Here is a 24,110-nt window from a genome sequence, read left to right on the forward strand (position 1 = left end):
TCCGATTTACTCTTTTTCTTCTACTTCAACATAAACACGAAAATATTTGCTTGTTCCTTTGTTCGCATAAGCCTCTGATACTTCCAGAACATCCAATTCCTTATGCTTTTCTAAAATATGGCGGAACCATTGAATATCCTTTAAAGTACCCTGTAATCTAATTTTCAGCATACATGTCCTCCCAGTCTTTGTAAAAACAATACTCTGGATAACGGATTTTAATGGCTTCCCAAAAATACCGGGCATATCCGCAACAAAACAGATCTTCTACGGTATAATACTGACACTCTTTTAACTGATCTTCCTCCGCTTTATAGTCTCCGACACTTGGTGTCCCATTGCAGTAAAGATTAAATGCCATGCGGACGATCCGTAAACTTCCACTGGTCTGCCAGCCTTCCTGCAGGCATTCCGTTTTTACATATCCAGTCTTAAAATTATAAATTTTATTCACATTTTCTCTTGTGTCTCTGTCGATACCCAGGCAATAAACCAAAGCCTTATGATAAACATCCTGATATCTGCATTTTTTCAGATATTCCATATAAAATTTTTCGTGTTCCTTGCTCTTGAAAGTAATTGTGCGAGAATTGCTATTCTCTGCTCTTAACGCTGTGTTTGTCATTTCTGTTTTCCTCCTAAATTTTAATAAAAAAGACACCCCATTTCTGGAATGCCCTATAAAAAATAGGGACACCCGCTTTTAACAAGTATCCCTATAATCTATCAATTATTTGATAGCTCTCTATTCATTTTCATATTCAGAATTCTTTGTGTTCCCCGTACCGAGGTCTAACGCAACAACAACGGTTACTTTCTTCACAAGGCTCTTTTCTTTGTGATTTTCGCCTATTTTTTTGAAACTGAAAAACTCCACAAAGTGCGTAAATTCAAGGATTTCTACATATTCTTCCTTTGTAGCAACACCACAGTCTCCACATGATTTGTATGAGGGAACTGGTCTACGGGCTGCACCTCGCGCACATGGTAGCCGCCCGCCGCAAGCACAGCCAAATCCCGTGCGAGTGTCGCAGGGTTACAGGAAACATACACGACCTTTTCGGGTGCAATTTGGAGAATCGTTTCCAGCAGGCGTGCATCACAGCCCTTTCTGGGCGGGTCAACCACAACCACATCTGCCGCAATGCCCTCCTCCCGATACAGTCTGGGGATGACCTCCTCCGCCGCGCCGACGGCAAAGGTTGCGTTGGTGATGTTGTTTCGCTCCGCGTTTTTCCTCGCGTCCGCAATGGCTTCGGGCACAATCTCCACCCCGAACACCTGCCTTGCCTTCCTTGCGAAGAAAAGAGAAATCGTCCCGATGCCGCAGTATAAATCCAGCACCGTTTCGTCCCCCTTTAAATCCGCCAGCTCCACAGCCTTTTCATACAGTACCTCTGTCTGCACGGGGTTCACCTGATAGAACGAAAGCGGCGAAATCTCAAATTCGATGCCGTCAAGCGAATCGGTAATCGTATCCTTCCCCCAAAGGGTGATGATTTTTCTGCCGAGGATGACGTTTGTTTTCTCCCGATTCACGTTCAGCACAATGGAAACCATGCCCTCTATCCTTTGCAGGCGTTCCACCAGTACCTCGCTGTGCGGCAGTCTTTTCCCGTTGAGTACGATGCAGACCATCACCTCGCCGCTGCTTCTGCCGATGCGTGTCAGGATATGGCGGACAAGCCCTGTGTGTGTTTCCTCATCATACAAGGGAATCTGAAATTCATTCAGAAAATCGCGCACAAGGGCAACGATAGCATCGTTCCGTTCATTTTGCAGGAGGCACTGCTTGGTATCCACAATGCGGTGGCTGCGTTTGGCGTAAAAGCCGACAGCACAGCCTTCCTTGCCCTGCCCCACGGGGAACTGCGCCTTATTGCGGTAGCGCCAGGGCTCCTCCATGCCGATGGCAGGTCTTACGGTCACATCCGTAATGCCGCCGATGCGTTCGAGGTCGTCCTGCACCTCCTTTGTTTTATACGCAAGCTGCGCCGCATAGGAAAGGTGCTGCAGCTGGCATCCGCCGCACTGCTTCGCAACAGGACAGCAGGGCTCTCTGCGGTCGGGCGAGGGGGTCAGGATTTCCAGCAGCTTGCCATAGCCGAAATGCTTTCTTGTCTTTACAATCAGCACAAGGCAGGTCTCTGGCGGCAATGCCCCCTCTACAAAGACGGTATAGCCCTCTATCCGCCCGATGCCCTCGCCATTACTGCCCAGTGCCGCTATTTTGATTTCATACGTTTTATTCTTCTCTACAGGAATCATCATTTACTCCTTCTATTTCTGTTTCCGAAAACTGACAGACCGTTCCGTTGCAGACGCAGGGGCGGCAATGGGCAAAGCTCGGCTTCGGCTCTGCAATTCCATCCCGAAGCATCTGCCGCATTTCCTGCACAGTCTTCAGCACCTCCCTACGGACGCGCGCCGTATTCTTGATTTCAAACATATAATCCCGATACACGAGCCGCCCGTATGCAGGTCTTTTGCCATAGACATCCTCCAAGATCAGGAAATACGCCGCAAGCTGCAAAAAATCGCCGTGGTGTGGCTCCTCCGCCTCACCGATGCAGCCGCTTTTCAGCTCCACGGGAACGATACGCCCCAAAAGCCGACTGCAAAAGACATAATCGGGTCTGCCCTGCAAATCGTATTTCGCGGAATACAGAAGCCTGCCGAAATCCTCGTTTTTATCCTGCTTTCGGTCGGCATACAGAAGCGCATAGCCGGGGATATCATCCCTTGCGGTCAGCTTTTTTAACGCAGGTCTGCCATACCTGATGCACAAAAGCACCGCCAACAGCACTGCCACGCAGAGCAGCACCAAATCCGCCGTGCCGAAGCCGTTTCCGATTGTTTTAACCCATTCCACTGTATTTCACCCATACATATCCGCCGAAGGCCGCCGCCGCAAACAGCAGAACGGCGAGCTTCCAAGCCATCCGCCGCAGACGCAGCAGAAAATAGCTCCTCTGATGATAGCCCTCGCCCTTACGGAAGTTGGCACTCATGCTATCCTCTAAATGCAGGCGTGCGTTTCTCTCTGCATAAAGCCGCCGCAGCTCCGCCCTGCCGTAGAGCCGTTCATAATACCACTGATACGGGCAGTAGTCATATTTATTGATTTCGTGTGCGGATATGGTTTCTCTTTCTATCATTTATAATCACTCTTACGAATATTTCTGGCAAGCATACGGTGATACCCTGCCCAGCTGCCCTGTGTGTTGTCTGCGGCAAGCATTTCCTCGAACATCTTCGTTTTTGCATCCATGTTGTCGGCGCAGTGCAAAATAAAGGCCTCGATGGTTTCGGGCACCTTGGGAGAGCCATATTCCAGCTCGCCGTGGTGGGAAAGGATGCAGTGCATCAGCAGCATGACAAGCTTTTGCGGAAAGCCCTCGATTTTCGCCGCGGTATCCCGAATCAGCTCCGCCCCGATGAAGATATGTCCCAAAAGCTGCCCCTCGTCGGTATAATCGTTTTCGGGGAAATCGGAAAGCTCCATAATCTTCCCGACATCATGCAGCATGGCGCAGGCAACGAGAATATCTCTATCCACAAATTCATAGCGCGGTGCCATAAAATCGCAGATTTGCGTTACGGAAAGCGTATGCTCCACCAGACCGCCGCGGAAGCTGTGGTGCATGGTTTTTGCCGCGGAATGATATTTAAAATCCTTGCTGATGACAGGGTGTCTGAGGAAAATTTCCTCCAGCAGCTTCTTGATATAGGGGCTTTGAATGGTTTTGATATACGCCAGCAGCTGTGTATACATTTCGTCAATATTTTTATCCGTACTGGGGATAAAATCCGCAGGGTCATATTCACCCTCGCGGCTGCGGCGAATCCGCTTGACGTTTAACTGCAATTCGTTGTTAAATGTCGTTACAAACGCATCCACCTTGATAAAATCATTTTCCTGAAAGCTCTGGATATCCTTATTCATATCCCAGACCTTCGCATCCACAATGCCTGTTTTATCCTGCAATTTTAAGGAAAGATAGGTCTTTCCGTTGCGGGATTTCATGCTTGCTCTGGATTTACAAAGGTAATGCTCAATGACATTTTCGCCCTCTCTCAGTTCCTTGATATATTTCATGCCAATCCTCCGTTTCTATCCTTGCGGCACGCAAATTTACATAAATCACCCATTTTAGATTACCCTTCATTATACTATACTTTTACCGAATGTACCATTTGTTTTTTTCAACTTTTCCGACAAAGCAGCATTTTTTATCCCCTCCGCGGAACAAATAAAACCGTTTGAACGTCAAACATTTAGATAAAATTAAGCCTTGCCGTCTTGGTTTTTTCCGTCAGGCATGGTAAACTAGAAGAAAATAAGCAAAAAAAGGAGGAATCTCTATGACGAAGAAATATCTTTGCGGTGTGGTTTCCGCCGCAGTTCTGATGGGCACATGCCCTACCGCCGTTTTCGCGGCAGATTTGGAAAATCCCCTTGATTTCCGCAGCATGACAGAGGATGCAGCGGATACGGACGCAGGCTGGGCTTGGGATGCAAGCAGCCAGACGCTGACCGTTGAAAACCTTTCCCTCACCGTTCCGCAGGGGAAGCTGGAGGAGCGCGCGGCGATTTATCTGCCCGATGAAAGCACGGTGCGTGTCAAGGGCAGCAATAACAGTCTGAACACCCTTTCCTATCATTGCGACGGGATTTACTGCGAGGGTGAGCTGACCTTCGAGGGCAAGGGAAAGCTGAAAATCGTGACGGACAGCTATTCCGCCAGTGCGATTTATGCAAAGCAGGGCCCTGTTACCTTCTATGACAGCGTAGAAATTGCGGCAGACCCCGATGGGCATGTCATTTATATCGAAAAGGCGAAGGGCAAAAACCCCATCATCAGCGTACAGGATGATGCTAAAGTGACTTTCCCGAAGGACAACGCCAATAAAAACAGTATTCTCGTAACCAAAAATTCTTCCACCAAGCAGGGGGAAAACTGGTTCGATTATGCCGAAGCCTATGACGAATTTGATGATACCATTGAGCTGGTCGCAAAGAATAAGGTGAAGAAGGACGATAAAACAGACGAGAAAAAGGACGAAACCAAAACAGACGAAACCAAAACGGACGAAACCAAAACCACAAATACCTATCAGCTAACCATCGGCAAGGCGGATATTCTGAAAAACGGCGCAGTTTCCCATACCGCAGACGTTGCCCCCTATATCAAAAACGGCTACACCATGCTGCCCCTGCGCGCACTGCTTGCGGTTTCCAATCCTGCACAGGAGGTAAAATGGAGCGCAACGGAAAACGCAGCCTATACCTTCGTGAATGATAAGCTGACGATGCTTACCCCCAATGCAGCAACGTATAAAAAAGGCACCGAAACCATCCAGCTTTCCACCCCTGCGGAAATGAAGGACGGCAGATTGTTCGTTTCCCTCAGAGATTGGATGAGCATAATGGAAATCGAAGGCACACAGCTTGACTGGAACAGCACAACAAAAACCGTTACACTGAGATATTAAGGAGATATTATGAAACAGGCAACCTTTACCCCCTTCCCTGCCGATTGGGCAAGGAGCAGTCATTTTCAATATTACACCAAGGGCTTTGTCAAATCCGTCAACAGCATGACCGTGCGGATGGATGTGACGCATTTTCTGGCGGAGGTGAAGCGGCGCAATCTGAAATTTTTCCCTGCCTTTGCCGCTCTGACAGGACAGGTCATTGCGTCCATCCCCGAAATGTGTACCGCTGTGGACGAGAACGGCACCCCCGGCTATTATTCCTACCTCAACCCGAATTTCACCATCTTCCACGAGGATGACAAGACCTTTTCGGATGTCTGGAGCGAATATGATGCGGATTTTGACACCTTTTATCAGAATCTTGTCGCAGATGCAGAGCAGTATCAGGATAAAAAGGGCATCAAGGTGAAGGAGGGACAGCCTGCGAATTTCTTCTGCATCTCCTGCGTGCCTTGGCTCGATTATACGGCGTATTGCCCCGTTAATTACGGCGGCGCGCCCAATCTTTTCCCGCTTCTCACCTTCGGGAAATATACCGAGGCGGACGGCGCATTTACCCTCCCCCTCACGCTCACCATCAGCCACGCCTGCATGGACGGCTACCATCTTTCCCTGTTCTTCAATACCCTGCAATATCGTCTGAATTGCTTTTAAGAGGGAGGGATATTTATGAAAATCGCAGTGAGTGCCTGTCTTTTGGGGCGAAATTGCAAATATAACGGCGGCAACAACCGCAGTCAGGCGGTTCTGGATTTCCTCAAGGGGCATGTGGTTATTCCCGTCTGTCCGGAGGTGACGGGCGGTCTGCCTGTGCCCCGTGTGCCTGTGGAGCTGCAAAACGGGTGTGCTGTCAACAAAAACGGCGAGGATGTGACCGCATATTTCCGCCGCGGCGTGGAGCAGACCATGGCGCGTCTTTCCGGTGAGGAAATCGACCTTGCCATCCTACAGCCGCGCAGTCCCTCCTGCGGATGCAGAGAGATTTACGACGGCTCCTTTTCCGGAAAAAAGATACCCGGCAAGGGGCTGTTTGCCCAAGCCCTTGCGGATGCAGGGATTCCGCTGAAATCCGCAGAGGAAATCGAAAACATATAAAAAGAAGCGAAGGAAGCTCCCTTTTTGGGGAATACTCCTTCGCTTTTTTGTTTCTTTTTTTATGCTTACAGCACCTTTGCCAAGAACTGCTGCAGACGTTCACTTTTGGGATTTTCAAAAATATCCTTGGGGCTGCCCTCCTCGACCTGCTTGCCGTCCGCCATGAACATCACGCGTGTGCCGACCTCCTTCGCGAAGCCCATTTCATGCGTTACCACAACCATCGTCATGCTATCATTCGCCAGCTGCTTCATAACATCCAGCACCTCGCCGACCATTTCGGGGTCAAGCGCGGAGGTGGGCTCGTCAAACAGCATCACCTCAGGCTCCATGCAAAGCGCACGCACAATGGCGATACGCTGCTTCTGTCCGCCCGAAAGCTGAGAGGGATACGCATTCGCTCTGTCCTCCAAGCCGACACGCTTGAGCAGCTCCATAGCCTTTTCCGTTGCCTCTGCCTCGCTCTTTTTCAGCAGCTTCATGGGTGCAATCGTCATGTTTTTCAGAATCGTCATGTGGGGGAAAAGGTTAAAATGCTGGAACACCATCCCCATTTTCTGCCTGTGGATATTGATGTTTGTTTTTTCATCCGTAATATCCGTCCCCTCAAAGAGGATATGTCCGCCTGTCGGCACCTCCAGAAGGTTCAGACAGCGCAGGAAGGTGGATTTGCCGGAGCCGGAGGGCCCGATGACAACAACAACCTCGCCCTTTTTGATTTCCGTATTGATACCGTCCAGTGCCTTAATCGCACCGCCCTTATAATATTTCTGTAAATTTTCAACCTTAATCAGTGTTTCCTTAGCGCTCACTGTCTCTCAGCCTCCTTTCCAGAATCCCAACCAGCCATGTGAAGAACATTACCATCACCAGATAAATCACCGCAACGCCAATCAGCGGCATGAATGCCTGGAAGGTACGGCTGCGGATGATATCGCCGCCCTTTGTCAGGTCTACCAGACCAACGTAGCCGGCAACAGAGGTTTCCTTCAGCAGCACAATAAATTCATTTGCCAGTGCAGGCAGTACGTTTTTGAACGCCTGCGGAATGATGATATAGCGCATGGTCTGCACATAATTGAAGCCAAGGCTGCGCCCTGCCTCAAACTGTCCCTCATCAATGGACATAATGCCGCTGCGGAAGATTTCCGCAACATACGCCGCGGAGTTGAAGCCGAACGCCAGCACCGCAACCAGCACCTTATTATTGGAGGATACCAGAACGATGAAATACATAATCATCAGCTGTACCACCACAGGTGTCCCACGGATGACGGTCAGATAAATCTTACAGATGAAATTCAGCAGAACCACAATAAATTTACTGAAGCCGCGCATCGAGCTTTTGTTTTTATCGTATGTAGAGCGAACGATTGCGATAATCACGCCAAGCGCAATGCCCAGAAGCACCGCAAAAAAGGTTACCTCAAGCGTAACCTTGAGCCCGTCCACAATGTAGTGCCAACGCCCGTCATCAATAAAGTTGAATATGAATTTCTCTTTCAGGCTCATTCCAAAAATTCCTCCCTTGCATTTCCTGTAACCATAAAACAGGGGTGACGTTTTTTTGTCACCCCTGAAAGCCTTTCACCTTGAAATTATTCAGCGCTGATGTATTTATCAATGATTTTCTGAATCGTGCCGTCTGCTGTCAGCTCAGCCAGTGCTGTGTTGATTTTTTCTGTCAGAGGGCTGTTCTTCGGCAGGCAGATTGCATAATCCTCTACTGCATATTCTGTATCCAGAATTTTCAGACCTTCATTTGCCGCAACGAAGGATTTTGCAGGGTTGTTATCGATAACAACGCAGTCGATTTTGCCCTGTGTCAGCGCCAGAACTGCGTCTGCGCCCTTCTGGAAGCGTTCTACCGTACCCAGACCTGCGCCTTCGATGTCATCTGTTGTATACAGGTCACCGGTTGTACCTGTCTGTACGCCGATTTTATGAGAAGCACCCTCTGCGAACAGATCATCCACAGATGTGATATCGGAGCCTTCCTTTACGATGATTGCCTGTACGCCTGTTGCGTAGGTATCGGAGAAGTCTACGCTTTTCAGACGATCCGGTGTAACTGTCATGCCAGCCATACCCATGCTTGCCTTGCCGCTTGTTACCGCAGGAATGATGGAATCAAATTCCATATCCTCGATTTTGAAATCCATGCCCAGCTTATCTGCCAGTGCCTGACCGATTTCCGCATCGATACCGACAATATCCTGACCTTCGTAATATTCATACGGAGGGAATGTTGCGTTTGTTGCCATAACCAGTGTTTCCTTCTTTGCATCTGCGCTGTCATCTGTTGCCGCATCGCCGCCGCAGCCTGCCAGAGAAGTCATCATTGCAAATACCATTGTTGTAGCCAGAAGGCCCTTCATAAATTTCTTCATTGTCCTCTTCCTCCTAAAAATGATTTTCTTCTGTAATATTTGATATTGGAATTATACTATTTAAGTGCATAAAATACAATAATCATTTTTCACAATAAATTATTTTTTTCTCTTTTCTTTTTATAAAATTTATACAGAACCGCGATATTTTCAAGAGAAACAACCGCTTTCGCCTGCGGTTTTTGCAGGATGCAATACAAAATACAATATAAAAAATGTATAAAATACTGTATAAAATCATTTTATTCATTTTTATTCAATGCACATTTTAATGCACATTCTTATTGATAAACTCCGGCTCTACCTTGGAATACATAATCTTCTGCTCGGTATACAGCCCGTAATAGCCGGAAAGCATGTAGCTGACCGCACAGCAGAGTGCATAATATGCCATTCCATGAAAGCCGAACACCTCAATGCAGAGCATGATGGACGCAAGCGGGCAATTCGTTACGCCGCAGAATACCGCCGCCATGCCGAGCGAAGCCGCAAACGGCGCGGAAAGCCCAAGCAATGGCCCTGCCACACAGCCGAAGGTTGCCCCGATGAAGAAGGAGGGCACAATTTCGCCGCCCTTAAAGCCTGCGCCTAAGGTCAGCGCGGTAAAAAGAATCTTGAGCAGGAATGCCTCCGCCTTCGCGTCCCCCTGCAATGCCTGTGTGATGATATTCATGCCTGCGCCGTTGTAATCCCTGCACCCGACCAGATAGGTCGCCGCAATGACGATGCAGCCGCCGCAGAACACACGCACAAAGGGATTTTTGAATATCCTGCGATATGCACCCCCGACATGCTCCATCACAATGCAGAACAGCACACTCAGCACCGCGCAGAGTACGCCAAGCACCGCCGCCCGAAAGCAGTTTTCCAAGCCGACAGCTGTCGGAATATGTGCGATGGAAAAGGTAGTCGGCGCAATCCCGACAGCCTGCGAAAGCCCTGCCGCAACGAGTGCCGAAATGATGCACGGCACAATGGCGGAATAGTGCATGACCCCAACGGTGATAACCTCCATCGCGAAGATAACAGAGGTCAGCGGTGTGCCGAAAAGTGCCGCAAAGCCTGCCGCCATGCCGCACATCGTCATGATGCGCCCCTCCCGCTCATTCAGCTGAAATATCCGCCCGAAGCTGGAGGCAATGCTGCCGCCCAGCTGGAGTGCCGCGCCCTCTCTGCCTGCCGAGCCGCCTAAAAGATGCGTCACAACGGTGCTGAAAAAAATCAGCGGTGCAGTTCTTAGCGTCACGGCTTCATTTGCACGCACCGCAACCAGAATAAAATTCGTCCCTCTGTCCTTCTCCTGCCCTGCCAGACGGTAGGCAAGCACAATCGCCAGACCGCCGAAGGGCAGCAGCCAGAGCAGCATCGGGTGCGCGGTGCGAAATTCCGTTGCCCATTCCAGTGCAAGGTGGAACGCAATCCCCACCAGCCCAATCACAAAGCCGATGCAGATGCCGCCGCAGCTCCACATCACGAAATGCGCAAAATTGTTTTCGCTCACATCAAAATGCTTCTGATATTTTTTATAAAACGCGTTAATCACAGCGTATCCACCTCATTTTCTTCCTCCTCGTCCTCCTCCCACAGAGGAATACTTACGATTGCCTTGAATAAATCGCCATCCACCTGAATCCCGAAGGTGCCGCCCTGTATTTCCGCAAGGCTCTGCGTGATGGAAAGCCCCAGACCGCTCCCCTCCGTGGTGCGGGAGGCATCGCTGCGCACAAAGCGCTCCGTCAGTCTGGTTTCGTCAAAATCAATCGGCGTTGCGGAAATGTTTTTCATAACCAGCACGCCGTAGCCGTCCATTTTGAAAATATCCACATAGATACGGGAATTGCGCATGGCGTATTTTATCACATTGGACAGCAGATTTTTCAGAATCCGCCACATGTGTCCGCCGTCCGCATCAATAAAGACAGGATCGTCACAGCTGAGCTTAAACGTCAGCCCTGCCGCATTTGTTTTATCCTCCAGCTCGCCCATCGCCTGTAGGGTCAGCTGCTTATAATCCACGCGCATTTTCGCAACGGCCAGATTGCCGCTGGAGGCCTTGCTCGCCTCAATCAAATCCTCAATCAGGTGCTTTAATCGGTAGGATTTTTCATACAGCACGGCAATAAAGCCCTTCGCACGCTCGTTTTTGAGGTCTTCGTGCTTCAAAAGCTCCACATAGGAAATGATGGAGGTCAGCGGCGTTTTCAAATCATGCGAAACATTCGTAATCAGCTCCGCCTTCATCCGCTCGCCCTTCACGGCATCATCCACGGCATTTTTGAAGCCCTCCTGAATATTCGCCACATCCTCCGCAAAATTTAGGAACGAGGGCGAAATCTTATTCAAATCTAATTGATAGGAAAAGTTCCCCTTTGCGCTTTCCTTCACGGAAATCATAATCTCCTTCAAGGAACGCAGTGCGCGCACAAACCAATACATGCAAAGCCCATTGAAGCACACAAGCACCACGCCTGCCAGAACCGCCAGCTCCGCGTAGCCGTAATACGGTGCCATCACCATTACGCCCATGATGACGCAGTTGCCCAGCGCATAGCAGAGCATGACAATCACCATCCAGCCGCGGAAGGTGCTGCCTGTGAAAAGCTCGCTCATCCTGCGGATGGAAACGGAAATCCATGTATTGCGGAAAAAGCTTTTATTTTTCAGCTGCCTTGCAACGGAAAGCAGATAATTCAGCAGAATTGCCGCCGTCACCAGATACAGCACGCCCAGAATGGTCGCGAAAACGTAATTCCAGAACAGCACCGCTCCCTGCCTTATGGTATCCACAAGGGTATGCGCCGTAAAGCCTGCAATACAGCCAAAAAATGCCACCAGAAGGAAATGCACCTCGTTATACAGACGGTCTACCATGCCAAGCTGAATTTTGCCGCGCCGCTCCGTCTGCCCTGTCACCCGCACCAGATAGATGACGGAAAGCAGCATCCCCAGAAGGGAAACCGCCGAAACACAGGAAAGAATCGGGATGCTCTTTTTTGCGAAGCCGAAGCCCTGCCACAGGTCATAAAATTCATCCCCCGGCAGCAGGGGGTCACGAATCGCGCCGTAAAATTTGAAATTGCTTTTTTCCAGAACAGGATTCTCGTAGGTATCAAAATAATACGGATTTTCGCCCAGATGGTCACTGCTGAAGCCTGCGGAAAGCACAAGCGTGCGCGCCTCCTGGCTGATTTCGCCCTTCGCGGCATTGCCGCCGACAACATTGCCGTTTTCATCCTCTACATAATATAGGAAGTTTCTGACCCCTGCCAGATAGCGGATGCAGTTTTTATATTCATCCAGCTGTCTCTGGATATACATTTTATAATAAGCAGGCAGACGGCTTTCCACCAGATTCCGATATTCCTCCAAATTTCCTTGCAGGCTTTCGGGAATCTCTCCATGCAGAAGCAGCCCGTCATAGGCGGCATTGATTTCCGTATTGCCTGTAATAATGCCGTCGATAATGCCGTAATAGCGCTTGAAGCCGTTCAGCAGGTCATTGCGGTCAACCGCTGCGCCCTTGGAAACGCGGTCTTCACTCTGATAATAAATATCCGCCTGCACCGCTCGGTCAAGCGTACGGCTGAAGGCCTCGCGGAATTCCTCCGTATCATAGACCGTATCCGCATTGATGACATCCCAGCTCCAGTTTCTGGAAATATTCACGCCCACAATACCGCAGAAGAAAATCGACACCGCAAAGGTGAAAAACAGAAACACCGCAATTCCCTTATATCTCAGTCAATACAGCTTAGATTTTTTCGATTTTGTAGCCAATCCCCCACACCACCTTCAGATATCTTGGTTCCTTCGGGTTAATTTCGATTTTCTCCCGAATCCGCCGAATATGTACGGAAACGGTATTTTCCGGCGAAAAGGAGGATTCATTCCAGACCCTTTCGTAAATCTCATCAATCGAAAATACCTTCCCTGCGTTTTCCATCAGAAGCTGCAAAATGCCGTATTCCGTCGCCGTCATCTTCACCAGCTTGCCATTTACGCGCACCTCCTTCGCGTCCTTATCCAGCTCCACATCCCCGATACGAATCACGTTATTCTTCTCGGCAATGCTGCCCAAGGAGGTATAGCGGCGCATCATGCTTTTCACGCGCGCCAGAAGCTCCAACGGGTTAAACGGCTTGGTAATATAATCATCCGCGCCGAAATTCAGCCCCAGCACCTTATCCGTATCCTCTGATTTTGCGGAAAGCATCAGAATGGGAATATTGCAGATTTCCCTGATTTTCACCGTTGCTTGCAGCCCATCCAGCTGCGGCATCATAATATCCAGTATAATCAGATGAATTTCGTTTTCCTCCAACGCCTTCAATGCCTCCAAGCCGTTATACGCCTTGATGACACGATAGCCGTCCTGCTTCAGATATATTTCTATCGCATCCACAATACTGTGGTCATCATCACAAACCAGAATGTTAAATTCTTCCATTTCCTATGTCTCCTTTACACATTTTTTATAGCATATCACGTTTTTCCGACAAAAAAAACTGCTTTCTCTTACGATTTCTTTAAGGTTCGGAAAAAATACGCCCCAAGGCCGCGCAGAATTTGCACAAATAAAAAAACTTCCGCTTTTCCCAAAAAAGCTGTTGACAAAACCCGTCTCCTGCGATATACTAATTTTTGTTGCGGGTCATTAGCTCAGTTGGTAGAGCACTGGACTTTTAATCCAGGTGTCCCGGGTTCGAGTCCCGGATGACTCATTTCAGACCGAGGTTTTCGCTTCGGTCTTTTTTATTTTCCTTTTATGCAAAAAATCCCCGAACCCAAGCGTTCTGCTTGAAATTCGGGGTTATTTTTATGCTGTATACAAAGGGGTTATTCCATCTCGCCCTTCGCAATCGCTTCCTTTTTCGCTTTTGCGGTCGCCTGCTTCTTGGCTTTTTTCTCGCCTGCGGTAACCTCCTTCATTTTTTCCAGCTCAGGAAATTCACGTTCCATATTCACGCCTGCCATATCATAGCCGCGAATCCCTTCCATTGGGTTATCCGTCAGCGCAAGGCGGCTGAAATCGTTCACTCGCTGAATCCCTCTCTGGTCATGAAAGATGGACGCTGCGCCGTTTGTGCAGCCACCCTTGCACGCCATGCCTTCAATGAGGTTTTCCTCCAATCTGCCGAAGGATGCCAGCTTCATGGTTTTGATACATTCCTCAATGCCGCTGCAGCGGATGGGGTTGATTTCCGTTTCAATTCCCTCCAGCTTTGCCACACGGCGCACGCTTTCCGCCACGCCGCCCGTTCTTGCAAAAATCCGTCCGTAGGAGGAGGGCTCCCCTGCGGTAATCTCCGGCATTTCCGCCAGCTCCAATCCTCTTGCGTCAAGGATGGCACGCAGCTCCTCAAACGTCAGCACATAATCCACTGCGCCCTTTACGTCATCCTGCTTGATTTCGACCTTTTTCGCCGTGCAGGGCCCGATAAAGACGATACGCGCCTTTCTATCCTTCGCGCGGATGGCTCTTGCCATGGCAATCATGGGAGAAACCACGGTGGATACATGATCCATATATTCGGGGTGATTTTTTCTTACATATTCCACAAAGGCAGGACAGCAGGAGGTTGTTTTCCATTTCTTTTCCTCGATGGTTTCCACAAATTCCTTTGCTTCCTCAACGGAAACCATATCACCGGCAATCGCCGCCTCAACCACATCATAGAAGCCAAGCTCCTTAATGCCGGCAAACACCTGCCCAACCTTGATGCCCGTATACTGGCTGGCAACCGCAGGCGCAACCACGGCATAAACGTGGTAGCTTGTGTTGTTCCAGGAATCGCGCAGAAGATTCAGCACGTTCATAACAAAGGATTTATCCACAATCGCACCGAAGGGGCACTGCTGCACGCAGGCACCGCAGGAAATACATTTATCATGGTCAATCATCGCTTTTCTGTTTTCATCCATCTTGACCGCATTGACGGAGCAGGCACGCATGCACGGACGCATGACCTCACTGATGGCACCAAAGGGACAGACCTGCTTGCAGCGTCCACATTCGATACACATTTCCTGATTGATGTATGCTCTGTGGTTTACAATGGAAATGGCGTGCCTCGGACAATTCTCCTGACATTTATGCCCCAGACAGCCGCGGCAGGAATCGCTGACCACGAAACGGTCAATCGGACATTCGTCACAGGCGGAATCCAGCACGTTGATTACACGGTCGCCCTCTGTCGGCTCCAGAACCAGACGCACACGGTCCTCAATAATATGGCGCTCCTTATAAATACAGCAGCGGAAGGATGCCTTTGGCCCCGGAATGATCGCTTCCGCAATCTCCTTTTCCATATTGATTTCCTTATCCAGCTCCCCATTGAAGAAGCGGCTCGCGCATTCCCTGTTTACCAGATATTTGATGTACTGTACATTACTTTCAAACTTGCTCATAACCTTCACCTTTTTTTCTAATATACTACCCAACAAAAGCGCACGTCCAAAAGGTGTACCCTGATATGCGGAACCATACGCTCATTTCCCCTAAAATTGCTCCTCATATTCTCACTCTCGCTATCATTCTAGCACAACCTTATTTCGCATGCAAGATAATGTATACAGAAAACCAACCAAAGATTTCCACCTCCCTTCCCCTGTTTTTTATGCTTTTCCGATGGGTCGGCACGCCGGTTACTTTGTCTAATTCGCCCATTTTTTCACCGGAGACAGAACCCCCTCCCCATGCGTTTTCACTCCACGAAAAAAACCCCTCTCCTGAGGAAAACAGAGAAGGGGTTTTCAGTATGTTTTTCGTATATTCAATTTATTGAATATGGCATGGAAATCTCAATGCTTGTCCCATTTCCGATTTCACTCTCGATAAAAATTTTTCCGTTATGCAGTGCCGCACCATGTTTGACAATAGAAAGCCCTAAGCCTGTGCCGCCGTTTTCCGCAGAGCGGCTTGCGTCCACACGGTAGAATCTCTCGAAAATCCGCCCCTGCTCCTCCTTCGCAATGCCGATGCCCGTATCCCTTACGGTAAGGGAAATCCTGTCCGCCTTCTGCTTCAGGGTGACAAAAACCGCGCCGCCCTCCTTGTTATAGCGAATGGCATTATCGCAGAGATTGTATATCATTTCGGAAAGCACCTGTTTCACGCCGCGAAACAGAATCGGTTCGGTCTCCGCCGAAAGGGTTACGCGCTTCCTTTCCGCTGCAGGCTGTAAGCGTTCGCATGCCTCCTGCACCAGTGCATCCAGTTCGACCTCCTCCTCGCAGAGGCTCGTGTCCTTTTCGTCCAGCTTGGAAAGCTTGATGATATCCTGCACAAGCGCAATCAGCCGCTGCGCCTCGTTATAAATCTTTTCTGCGAATTTTCCCATATCCGCAGGCGGCACCATGCCGTTTTTCATAATCTCCGCAAAGCCGGAAATCGAGGTCAGCGGTGTTTTCAGCTCATGGGAAACATTGGCGGTAAATTCGCGCCGAAGCTGCTCGCGCTCCTCCTTTTCCGTTGCATCCAGAAGCACCAGAATCATGCCGGCAACCTCCTCCTCCCGAAAAACGGGGTTTGCGAAAATCTGGCAGATTCTGCCGTTTGCCTCCAGCCGCTCCTCTCGGTGCTCCCCTGCCAGCGCGCCCTCCACACTGCGGCGCACAGCGGCACTGCGGTTCAGAGAAAAAATATTTTCGCCCTCCGTTACGGCATCCACACCCAGAAGCGTTTTCGCCGCGGCGTTATAGGAAAGAATATCCCCCTCGCCATCCATCACAAGCAGACCCTCCTGCATATTCGAGGTAATCGTATCGAATTCCTCTTTTCTGCGCTTCAGCTCTGCCATCTGGCGGTGGATTTCCCGATTCTGCACAGCAATTCGCCGCAAAAGCGGTGTCAGTTCCTCATAAACCTCAGCCTGTTCGGGATGCTCTAAATCAATCTCATTGATGGGGCTTGTGATATTTTTTGCCGTGCGGAAGGCAAGAAAAACGGAAACCGCCATCATCATTGCCAGAATCAGCACCAACGGAAATGCCATCGTCAGAAATACCGCAACCACGCTCATCGTTTCCACGGAAAGCCGCAGAATCGTCCCATCTGTCAGCCGTTCCGCATGGTAAAGCGTCTGTCCGGAAAGCGTTGCGGAAATGCGCTTGCTGTTGCCCTCGCCGCTTTGCATGGCCTCCTTTATTTCCTCACGGTCGCTGTGATTCTCCATTTTGGATGCATCCGCGGAGGAATCATACAGCACTGTCCCATCTGCATCAACCCAAGTAATTCTCGTTTCTGCGTCCTTGATTTTCTCCAGATACCGCACGCCGTCCGTTTCAATGCCACAGGCAATATATTCTGTCTCCCTTTGCAGCTTTTCCGTCGTTTCCTCCGCGGAAAACTGATACATCATCCCCATGGTCAGCAGGGAAACGGCAAGCATAACTGCCGCCGCCACCAGAAAAATTGCCCGAAAAATACGATTCGTCATATATTTCCACCTACTTTATAGCCTACCCCGCGCACCGTTTCGATATATTCGCCACATTCCCCCAGCTTCTGCCGCAGGGTACGAATATGCACATCTACCGTACGGCTTTCTCCGTCAAAGCCATAGCCCCAGATGCGGTTTAAAAGCTGGTCTCTCGTCAGCACGCGTCCCTTGTTTTCCAGAAGCAGACAAAGCAAATCAAATTCCTTGAGCGTCAGCGTGACCTCCTGCCCTGCCGCATATACCTCGTGCCTTGTTTTATTCACGGAAAGCGCGCCAAGGCGATAGACCTCCTCGCTCTCTGCCTGCTCCGTGCGGCGCAAAAGTGCCTTCACCCTTGCCAGAAGCTCCATCATGCCGAAGGGCTTCGCCACATAATCATCCGCGCCGCTGTCCAGTCCCAGCACCTTATCATATTCACTGCTTTTTGCCGTCAGAAGCAAAATCGGCAGCCTTGCGGTCTCCGGTGCCTGTCTCAGCTTCTTCAAGATACTGATGCCGTCCTCCTCCGGCAGCATCAGGTCAAGCAAAACCAAATCCGGTCGTCTTTCGGCACAGGCGCGCCAAAAAGCAGAAGGTCTCTCAAAGCCTTCCGCCTCAAATCCCGCGCTGTGCAGCGTATACGCCACCAGCTCACGGATACTGTTGTCATCTTCTACCAAATAAATCAGCATGGGATCTCCTCCACCTCAAATCAAAGATTGTTCGTTAATCATCAGCTTAAATTGCAGTCCCAGCTTTTCTGCCGCCTTACGGCACAGCACCATTCGTTCCAGAAAGATTTCAAAATAATCCATCACAGAGCCATAATGCGTATCAACCGATAATTTCAGCTTAATCAGGCTATGCTCACGGTTGATTTTCAAAAGGGACTTTTCTACAGAGTAATTGACTCTGTCATGGATGTCAAAGGTTTTTTTCTCAGGATTGCGCACACGGCTGCGGCGCACGTCGCTTTTATCCGCCAGAATCAGTGCTGCCGCAATGGCGTTGACAGGCACACCCGTCCCTTCATCATGGTTGCCGATGGCGGCTACAATCGTCGCAATATCCGCCGCAGGCATATCCATCCTGTCCAGAATACGGAACGCCATCACTGCGCCGCTCTGCGAATGCTCCGCGCGGTTGACCAGATTGCCGATATCGTGCAGATATGCCGCAATCATGCCCAGCTCCACCGCATGCGCGGAAAACCCAAGCGTTTCCAGAATATATTTCACCGATTCCGCTACCTTCGTCACATGCGCAAAGGAATGTTCCGTAAAGCCAAGCGCCGCAAGGGCTTCATCCGCACTTTGGATATAGGTGCGGATGTCCTCATTTTTTCGTATTTCCTCATAGGTAATCATGCACGTTCCTCCTCCGCGATAACATGCTGCCCCGTGATGGAGAATTCTACCCACTCTGCAATATTTGTTGCATGGTCACCGATTCTTTCCAGATATTTTGCAATCATCAGAAGGTCAATGCAGAATTCGCCGTTTTCCCGATTTTCGAGAATCAGCCGAATCAGCTCCTCCTTCACCTTATCAAACAGACCATCCACCACATCATCATACTGCATAACAGAACGCGCCAGTGTCAAGTCCTTTTTCACAAAGGATTCCACTGCATCCGTTACCATCTTTACCGTTGCGCGTGCCATTTCCTGAATATGCAGCTTGCTCTGCGTATCCTGTGCGCCGAGCGTTAGCATGATTTCCGCAATATCCCCTGCCTGATCACCGATACGCTCCATATCGGAAATCATTTTCAAGGCGGAGGAAATCGTCCGCAAATCCCTTGCTACCGGCTGCTGCTGCAAAAGCAGGCGCATGCAGAAGGTTTCAATATCACGCTCCATGTGGTCAATCTCGTTATCCTTTTCAAAGACCATCTGCACCACCGTGCGGTCATATTTCATCAGGGCAGAAACAGAAGCCGTAATTGCTTCCTCGCATAATGCCCCCATTTTAATCAGCTCTACATTTAATTGCTCCAGCTGAGCATCAAAACGACTGCGTACCATAGCTTAACCAAACCTCCCCGTAATATAGTCCTCTGTTCTTTTGTCTCTCGGAATGGAGAACAGCCGCTCCGTATTATCATACTCCACAACCTCGCCCAGCAGGAAGAAGGCGGTGTTATCCGAAATACGGGTTGCCTGCTGCATATTATGCGTTACCATAATAATGGTATAATCCTCCTTAAGCTTCAACGCCAGCTCCTCAATACGAGAGGTGGAAATAGGGTCAAGGGCGGAGGTCGGCTCATCCATCAGAAGCACCTCCGGCTGCACCGCCAAGGCTCTGGCAATGCAAAGCCGCTGCTGCTGCCCGCCGCTCATGCCGAGGGCGTTCTTTTTCAGTCTGTCCTTCACCTCATCCCAGATGGCGGCATCGCGCAGTGCCTTTTCCACAATCTCATCCAGCTTTACCTTGGAACGGATGCCATGCGTTCTGGGGCCATAGGCAATGTTATCATAAATGCTCATCGGAAACGGGTTCGGCTTCTGGAACACCATGCCGACTCTGCGCCGCAGCAAATTCACATCCATGCCCTTATAGATATCCTCGCCGTCCAGAAGCACCTGCCCTGTGATGCGGCAGCCCTCAATCAAATCATTCATACGGTTCAGGCTTTTGAGCAGAGTGGATTTGCCGCAGCCGGAGGGCCCGATGAATGCCGTAATTTCCTTTTCCGGCAGCTCCAGATTGATGTTTTTCAGCGCATGAAAATTACCATAATATAAATCCAGATTGGATACAGATAGCTTTGTCTGATTCATACTTTTTTCCTTTTCTTTCATTTCTCTTTTCACTTCCGTCATTTCTCTTTCACACCGGCTTTCTTTGCAGCAAAGGAGGACAATGCGTTGATGCAGACCACCAGAACCAGCAGCACAACTGCTGTGGCATACGCCTGCTCCGTATAAAGCCCTTCATTCAAGAGGGCATACATGTGTACCGCCAGCGTGCGCCCCGAGGAAAACAGCCCATCTGCCACCTGCGGCGCTGTGCCTGCGGGATAGAGCAAAGCCGCCGTTTCCCCGACGATACGCCCGATGGCAAGAATGACCCCTGCCAGAATCCCCGGCACTGCGGAAGGCAGTACAATACGAAATACGGTTCTCAGCTTCCCTGCGCCAAGCCCGAAGCTGCCCTCGCGGTAGGTATCCGAAACGGAACGAAGTGCCTCCTCCGTTGTTCTTAAAATCAGCGGCAGCACCATGATGGAAAGCGTCAGCGCGCCGCCCAGAATGGAGTAGCCCCATTTCAGATAGATATTAAAAAACAGATACCCGAACAAACCAAACACGATAGAGGGAATCCCTGCAAGCGTTTCTGTTGTCATGCGCACGACGGAAACAAATTTGTTGCCGCGCTTTGCATATTCCACCAGATAAATCGCGGCGAAGATACCGGCAGGCACCGAGAACAGCAGCGTCATTGCCGTAATGCTCAGTGTATTGATAATCGCGGGCATCATGGAAACATTTTCGGTATTGTAATTCCATGCAAACAGGGATGGCTTTAAATTCGGAATCCCCTTATATAAAATATAGATAATCAGAGAAATCAGCACTGCCAGTGTAATCACCGCAGAAAGCGTTACCAGTGCCGCCAGAAAAAGCGAAAACGGGTTTCTGCGATAGGCAGCCAGCCTTTCTCTCCTGCTTTGTTGATTGATTGCCTGCATCAGTCAGCCCTCCTTTTCAAAAGCGAGAAGCTCAGATTGATAATCAGGATGAATACGAACAGCACCACCGCCGTACCAAGCAGGGCTTCTCTGTGCAAATCCGTTGCATAGCCCATTTCCATAACGATATTCGCCGTCATGGTGCGGACACCGCTGAAAATGCTGTCGGGCAGAATAGGCTGATTCCCTGCAATCATGACAACCGCCATGGTTTCCCCGACGGCACGCCCGATGCCAAGCACAACCCCTGCCAGAATCCCCTGCTTTGCCGCAGGCAGCACAGCGAAGAATACGCTTCTTTCATGCGTTGCCCCCAGCCCTAAGGAGCCTTCGTAATAGCTCATGGGAACGGCGCGGATATTGCTTTCCGAAACACCGATGATAGTCGGCAGAATCATAATCCCCAGCAAAATGGATGCGGTCAGAATCCCCTTGCCGCCACCGCCAAAGAGGCTCTGCATGATGGGCACAAGCACCATCAGACCAAAAAAACCATAGACGATGGAGGGAATCCCTGCCAGAAGCTCTACCGCAGGTTTGATGATTTTATACAGCCGCTTCGGGCAGAACCACACCAGAAAAACCGCACAGAGAATGCCAAGCGGCACACCAACGATAATTGCCCCTGCGGTGACATACACACTGCCGACAATCATCGGGAAGATGCCATATATATTATTTCCGGGCTTCCATGTTTTCCCCAGAAGAAAATCCGCTACGCCAATTTTGCCAATGGCAGGCACGCCATTGGCAAACAGGAATATACAAATCAATCCAACTGCGAGAATGGATACTGCCGCAGCAGCCATGAACACCCATTTCATTACAGTTTCCTTCATTTCATTTCCCCCTTCATACTTGGGAACCTTGTTACTGGGCAGCGGACCAATCTGTCAGCTTGCCTGTGAAGATTTCCTTCACCTGTTCGCTTGTCAGATTGTCAACTGTGTTGTTGTGGTTTACCACAACTGCGATACCATCCATCGCAATCACTGTCGGGGTCAGTCCTGCCGCCAGTTCACTGTCCTTAAGCTCTCTGGATGCCATGCCAATGTCGCACATGCCCTCCATTGCAGAGGTCATGCCTGTTGTGGAATCGGACTGCTGTACCTCAATCGTTGCATTGGGGTTGATGGCAAGGTATGCCTCCTTCAGCTTTTCCATCACAGGGGTTACGGAAGAAGAACCTGCCACAACGATTTTGCCTTCTGCTTCGGTGCTTTTGAATGCACCCGTATTGCCCTGACTGATGTATCCGTTTTCCTCAACAACTGCCTGCCCATCCTCGCTCAGAATGAAGCTGATGAAATCCTTGGTCACCTCGCTGACCTCCTTGCCTGTTGCAATATTGAAGGGTCTTGCGACTGCGTAGGTGCCGTTTTTAATATTATCAGCAGATGCTTCGACCCCATCAATGGAAAGTGCCTTTACGGAATCATTCAAGGAGCCGAGGGAAACATAGCCGATGGCGTTATCATTGCCTGCTACGGTTGTCATCATAACGGCTGTGCTGTTTGTGATTTCCGCTGTGTCTGTGGTGTTGTCGATTTTTTCACCTGCGTCGTTTTTTTCTTCAATGCCGAACAGCTCGATAAATGCGCCTCTTGTGCCGGAGCCATCCTCACGGGAAACAACCGTAATCGTGCCGTCTGCCGCGCCGCCCTGTGCGCTGTCGTTGCTGCCGCAGCCTGCTAACATTCCGACTGCTACTGTCATTGCCAAAGCAACTGCAAATACCTTTTTCATATTCATTTCTCTCCTTTTTTCCTGTTTTCCTTTCGTTTACAGTTAAGAGTATAGGGCAGAAAGGTTAAATGAAAAATCATACTTTTGTTAAATCTATGCAAAATCTGCAATCAATTTTTTCAATCGAAATCTTTTTTTATTTGCAATTTTAGGAACATTGACTTTTAAAAATGAACATGATAGTATGAAATCAGTTTCCGAAAAAATACAATTTCAAGTGGAAATTTCCGGTAAATATAATGTAGTAATTTTTTATAGGGTGATTGCATGAGAATCAAAAGCAAAGTATGGATTGGGTCTGTTTTCTGTATTCTGAGTGCCTGTCTTTGGGGCGTTTCGGGTGCCGTTGGGCAATATCTTTTCAATCAGGCAGGCATTTCGCCGGAATGGCTCGTTTCTGCGCGCTGTCTGTTGACAGGGCTGCTGCTTCTGGTGTTTTATCAGGTGAAGCACGGCGGTGTTTTTTCCATCTGGATGGATAGGCAGGATAGAATCGGCATCATCATCTTTGCGCTGGGCGGCATGCTTTTCATGCAGTATGGCTATTTTGCCGCCATTGCCCATTCCAATGCCGCAACCGCAACCGTTCTGCAATATACCGCGCCGGTGCTGATTGTGGTCTATCTGGCATTTCGGGAGAAAAAACTGCCGACAAAGCTGGAATGTATCGCCGTTTTCGGCTGTCTGGTCGGGACAATTCTTCTGGCAACGCATGGCAATCTGAAAAGCCTGAGCCTTTCGCCGCAGGCATTATTCTGGGGGGCGCTTTCCTCCCTTGCGCTTGCGTTTTATACGGTTTATCCTGTGCGCCTTCTGGCAAAATATGATGCAATGCTCCTGATTGGGTGGTCGATACTGGTTCTGAGCTTCGTGATGCACTTTGTGCATCCCTCGTGGGACTACGCAGGCAACTGGAACACCTCCACCGTGCTGGCAATGGTTTTCATCGTCATCTTCGGCACAACCATCCCCTATCTGATGTTCCTCAACGGCGTAAAATACATCGGGCCTACCAAGAGCAGCCTTTACGCCTCCGCAGAGCCGCTGGCATCTACCGTTGTTTCCGTTGTGTGGCTTAAGGTACATCTGGAATTTATTGATTATATCGGTTTTGTTTTCATCGTTGCGGCGGTGCTGCTGCTTTCCTTCGTGAATCCTGCACCAAAAGAAAAAGAAAATACATAAGCATTAAAATATGAACAGGTCCGTAAAAAGTAGACAATAGACAAAAAGCCTCCTTGTTTTTTATAGCAATGCGGTCGCC

At 49.6% G+C, this 24,110-nt stretch carries 25 protein-coding genes and 1 tRNA gene; 5 read left to right on the forward strand and 21 right to left on the reverse strand.

Translation table 11 applies throughout. The features are described from left to right. Positions 1-6: 6 nt before the first annotated feature. From GPK49_RS09750 to GPK49_RS09775, 6 genes are all read right to left on the reverse strand, one after another. Positions 7-171, reverse strand: a complete 165-nt coding sequence (locus tag GPK49_RS09750; protein WP_209290653.1) for a hypothetical protein — start codon at positions 169-171, stop codon at positions 7-9. Continuing rightward, positions 158-625 carry a DUF6075 family protein gene (locus GPK49_RS09755; RefSeq protein ID WP_209290650.1) on the reverse strand — a complete coding sequence of 156 codons (468 nt, stop codon included), beginning with the start codon at positions 623-625 and terminating at the stop codon, positions 158-160. The genes GPK49_RS09750 and GPK49_RS09755 overlap by 14 nt, the downstream gene beginning before the upstream one ends. 275 nt (positions 626-900) lie before the next feature. Next, on the reverse strand, positions 901-2,268 hold the full coding sequence (rlmD, locus tag GPK49_RS09760; protein ID WP_215677871.1) for a 23S rRNA (uracil(1939)-C(5))-methyltransferase RlmD: 1,368 nt from the start codon (positions 2,266-2,268) through the stop codon (positions 901-903). Next, complete coding sequence (locus tag GPK49_RS09765; protein WP_215677606.1) at positions 2,246-2,872, reverse strand: hypothetical protein; 627 nt, start codon at positions 2,870-2,872, stop codon at positions 2,246-2,248. Before GPK49_RS09765 ends, rlmD begins: the two co-directional genes overlap by 23 nt. After that, complete coding sequence (locus GPK49_RS09770; RefSeq protein ID WP_215677608.1) at positions 2,859-3,158, reverse strand: hypothetical protein; 300 nt, start codon at positions 3,156-3,158, stop codon at positions 2,859-2,861. Before GPK49_RS09770 ends, GPK49_RS09765 begins: the two co-directional genes overlap by 14 nt. Then, the gene (locus tag GPK49_RS09775; RefSeq protein WP_016407912.1) at positions 3,155-4,099 is read right to left on the reverse strand and encodes a 3'-5' exoribonuclease YhaM family protein; all 945 of its coding nucleotides are present in this window, start codon (positions 4,097-4,099) and stop codon (positions 3,155-3,157) included. Before GPK49_RS09775 ends, GPK49_RS09770 begins: the two co-directional genes overlap by 4 nt. Positions 4,100-4,365: 266 nt before the next feature. Here GPK49_RS09775 and GPK49_RS09780 point away from each other — a divergent pair, with 266 nt between their 5' ends. The 3 genes from GPK49_RS09780 to GPK49_RS09790 are packed head-to-tail and all read left to right on the forward strand — an operon-like array spanning position 4,366 to position 6,594. Then, the gene (locus tag GPK49_RS09780; protein ID WP_215677610.1) at positions 4,366-5,496 is read left to right on the forward strand and encodes a stalk domain-containing protein; all 1,131 of its coding nucleotides are present in this window, start codon (positions 4,366-4,368) and stop codon (positions 5,494-5,496) included. Positions 5,497-5,505: 9 nt separating this feature from the next. Further along, positions 5,506-6,153, forward strand: a complete 648-nt coding sequence (locus GPK49_RS09785; protein WP_215677611.1) for a CatA-like O-acetyltransferase — start codon at positions 5,506-5,508, stop codon at positions 6,151-6,153. 15 nt (positions 6,154-6,168) lie between these two features. Further along, positions 6,169-6,594: a DUF523 domain-containing protein gene (locus tag GPK49_RS09790; protein ID WP_215677614.1), complete on the forward strand. Its 426-nt coding sequence runs from the start codon at positions 6,169-6,171 to the stop codon at positions 6,592-6,594. A gap of 65 nt (positions 6,595-6,659) precedes the next feature. Here GPK49_RS09790 and GPK49_RS09795 read toward each other — a convergent pair whose 3' ends face one another. From GPK49_RS09795 to GPK49_RS09820, 6 genes are all read right to left on the reverse strand, one after another. Further along, entirely contained in the window at positions 6,660-7,388 is a 729-nt protein-coding gene (locus GPK49_RS09795; protein WP_215677873.1) for an amino acid ABC transporter ATP-binding protein, read from the reverse strand. Positions 7,389-7,395: 7 nt separating this feature from the next. Beyond that, positions 7,396-8,106, reverse strand: a complete 711-nt coding sequence (locus GPK49_RS09800; protein ID WP_118579062.1) for an amino acid ABC transporter permease — start codon at positions 8,104-8,106, stop codon at positions 7,396-7,398. 86 nt (positions 8,107-8,192) lie between these two features. After that, positions 8,193-8,984: a transporter substrate-binding domain-containing protein gene (locus tag GPK49_RS09805; RefSeq protein ID WP_016407918.1), complete on the reverse strand. Its 792-nt coding sequence runs from the start codon at positions 8,982-8,984 to the stop codon at positions 8,193-8,195. A gap of 268 nt (positions 8,985-9,252) precedes the next feature. Continuing rightward, positions 9,253-10,527: a chloride channel protein gene (locus GPK49_RS09810; protein WP_318283898.1), complete on the reverse strand. Its 1,275-nt coding sequence runs from the start codon at positions 10,525-10,527 to the stop codon at positions 9,253-9,255. Next, a complete protein-coding gene (locus GPK49_RS09815) occupies positions 10,524-12,704 on the reverse strand; it encodes a sensor histidine kinase (protein WP_215677616.1) in 2,181 nt (726 codons plus the stop codon). Before GPK49_RS09815 ends, GPK49_RS09810 begins: the two co-directional genes overlap by 4 nt. Positions 12,705-12,735: 31 nt before the next feature. Then, the gene (locus tag GPK49_RS09820; protein WP_118579071.1) at positions 12,736-13,431 is read right to left on the reverse strand and encodes a response regulator transcription factor; all 696 of its coding nucleotides are present in this window, start codon (positions 13,429-13,431) and stop codon (positions 12,736-12,738) included. Between the two features lie 201 nt (positions 13,432-13,632). Here GPK49_RS09820 and GPK49_RS09825 point away from each other — a divergent pair. Continuing rightward, a tRNA-Lys gene (locus tag GPK49_RS09825) sits at positions 13,633-13,705 on the forward strand. A gap of 115 nt (positions 13,706-13,820) precedes the next feature. Here GPK49_RS09825 and GPK49_RS09830 read toward each other — a convergent pair. From GPK49_RS09830 to GPK49_RS09870, 9 genes are all read right to left on the reverse strand, one after another. Next, positions 13,821-15,392, reverse strand: a complete 1,572-nt coding sequence (locus GPK49_RS09830) for a 4Fe-4S dicluster domain-containing protein (RefSeq protein WP_118579074.1) — start codon at positions 15,390-15,392, stop codon at positions 13,821-13,823. Positions 15,393-15,757: 365 nt separating this feature from the next. Continuing rightward, on the reverse strand, positions 15,758-17,422 hold the full coding sequence (locus tag GPK49_RS09835) for an ATP-binding protein (protein WP_215677618.1): 1,665 nt from the start codon (positions 17,420-17,422) through the stop codon (positions 15,758-15,760). Then, positions 17,419-18,093 (reverse strand): response regulator transcription factor, encoded by a 675-nt coding sequence (locus tag GPK49_RS09840; protein WP_215677877.1) that lies wholly within the window; start codon positions 18,091-18,093, stop codon positions 17,419-17,421. The genes GPK49_RS09835 and GPK49_RS09840 overlap by 4 nt, the downstream gene beginning before the upstream one ends. An 18-nt stretch (positions 18,094-18,111) precedes the next feature. Then, the gene (locus tag GPK49_RS09845; RefSeq protein WP_016407925.1) at positions 18,112-18,771 is read right to left on the reverse strand and encodes an HD domain-containing protein; all 660 of its coding nucleotides are present in this window, start codon (positions 18,769-18,771) and stop codon (positions 18,112-18,114) included. Beyond that, positions 18,768-19,430, reverse strand: a complete 663-nt coding sequence (gene phoU, locus GPK49_RS09850) for a phosphate signaling complex protein PhoU (protein ID WP_118579080.1) — start codon at positions 19,428-19,430, stop codon at positions 18,768-18,770. Before phoU ends, GPK49_RS09845 begins: the two co-directional genes overlap by 4 nt. A gap of 3 nt (positions 19,431-19,433) precedes the next feature. After that, a complete protein-coding gene (gene pstB, locus GPK49_RS09855) occupies positions 19,434-20,189 on the reverse strand; it encodes a phosphate ABC transporter ATP-binding protein PstB (RefSeq protein WP_277118252.1) in 756 nt (251 codons plus the stop codon). 38 nt (positions 20,190-20,227) lie between these two features. Then, entirely contained in the window at positions 20,228-21,100 is an 873-nt protein-coding gene (gene pstA / locus GPK49_RS09860) for a phosphate ABC transporter permease PstA (RefSeq protein WP_016407928.1), read from the reverse strand. Next, positions 21,100-21,939, reverse strand: coding sequence for a phosphate ABC transporter permease subunit PstC (pstC, locus tag GPK49_RS09865; RefSeq protein WP_215677620.1), 840 nt, complete (start codon positions 21,937-21,939; stop codon positions 21,100-21,102). The genes pstA and pstC overlap by 1 nt, the downstream gene beginning before the upstream one ends. Before the next feature lie 31 nt (positions 21,940-21,970). Next, positions 21,971-22,846, reverse strand: a complete 876-nt coding sequence (locus tag GPK49_RS09870) for a substrate-binding domain-containing protein (RefSeq protein WP_330648182.1) — start codon at positions 22,844-22,846, stop codon at positions 21,971-21,973. A 267-nt stretch (positions 22,847-23,113) separates the two neighbouring features. Here GPK49_RS09870 and GPK49_RS09875 point away from each other — a divergent pair, with 267 nt between their 5' ends. Next, complete coding sequence (locus GPK49_RS09875) at positions 23,114-24,031, forward strand: DMT family transporter (protein ID WP_215677624.1); 918 nt, start codon at positions 23,114-23,116, stop codon at positions 24,029-24,031. Positions 24,032-24,110: the final 79 nt, after the last annotated feature.

The organism is Clostridium sp. MCC345, assembly GCF_018785345.1.
Lineage (GTDB): Bacteria > Bacillota > Clostridia > Lachnospirales > Anaerotignaceae > Anaerotignum_A > Anaerotignum_A faecicola.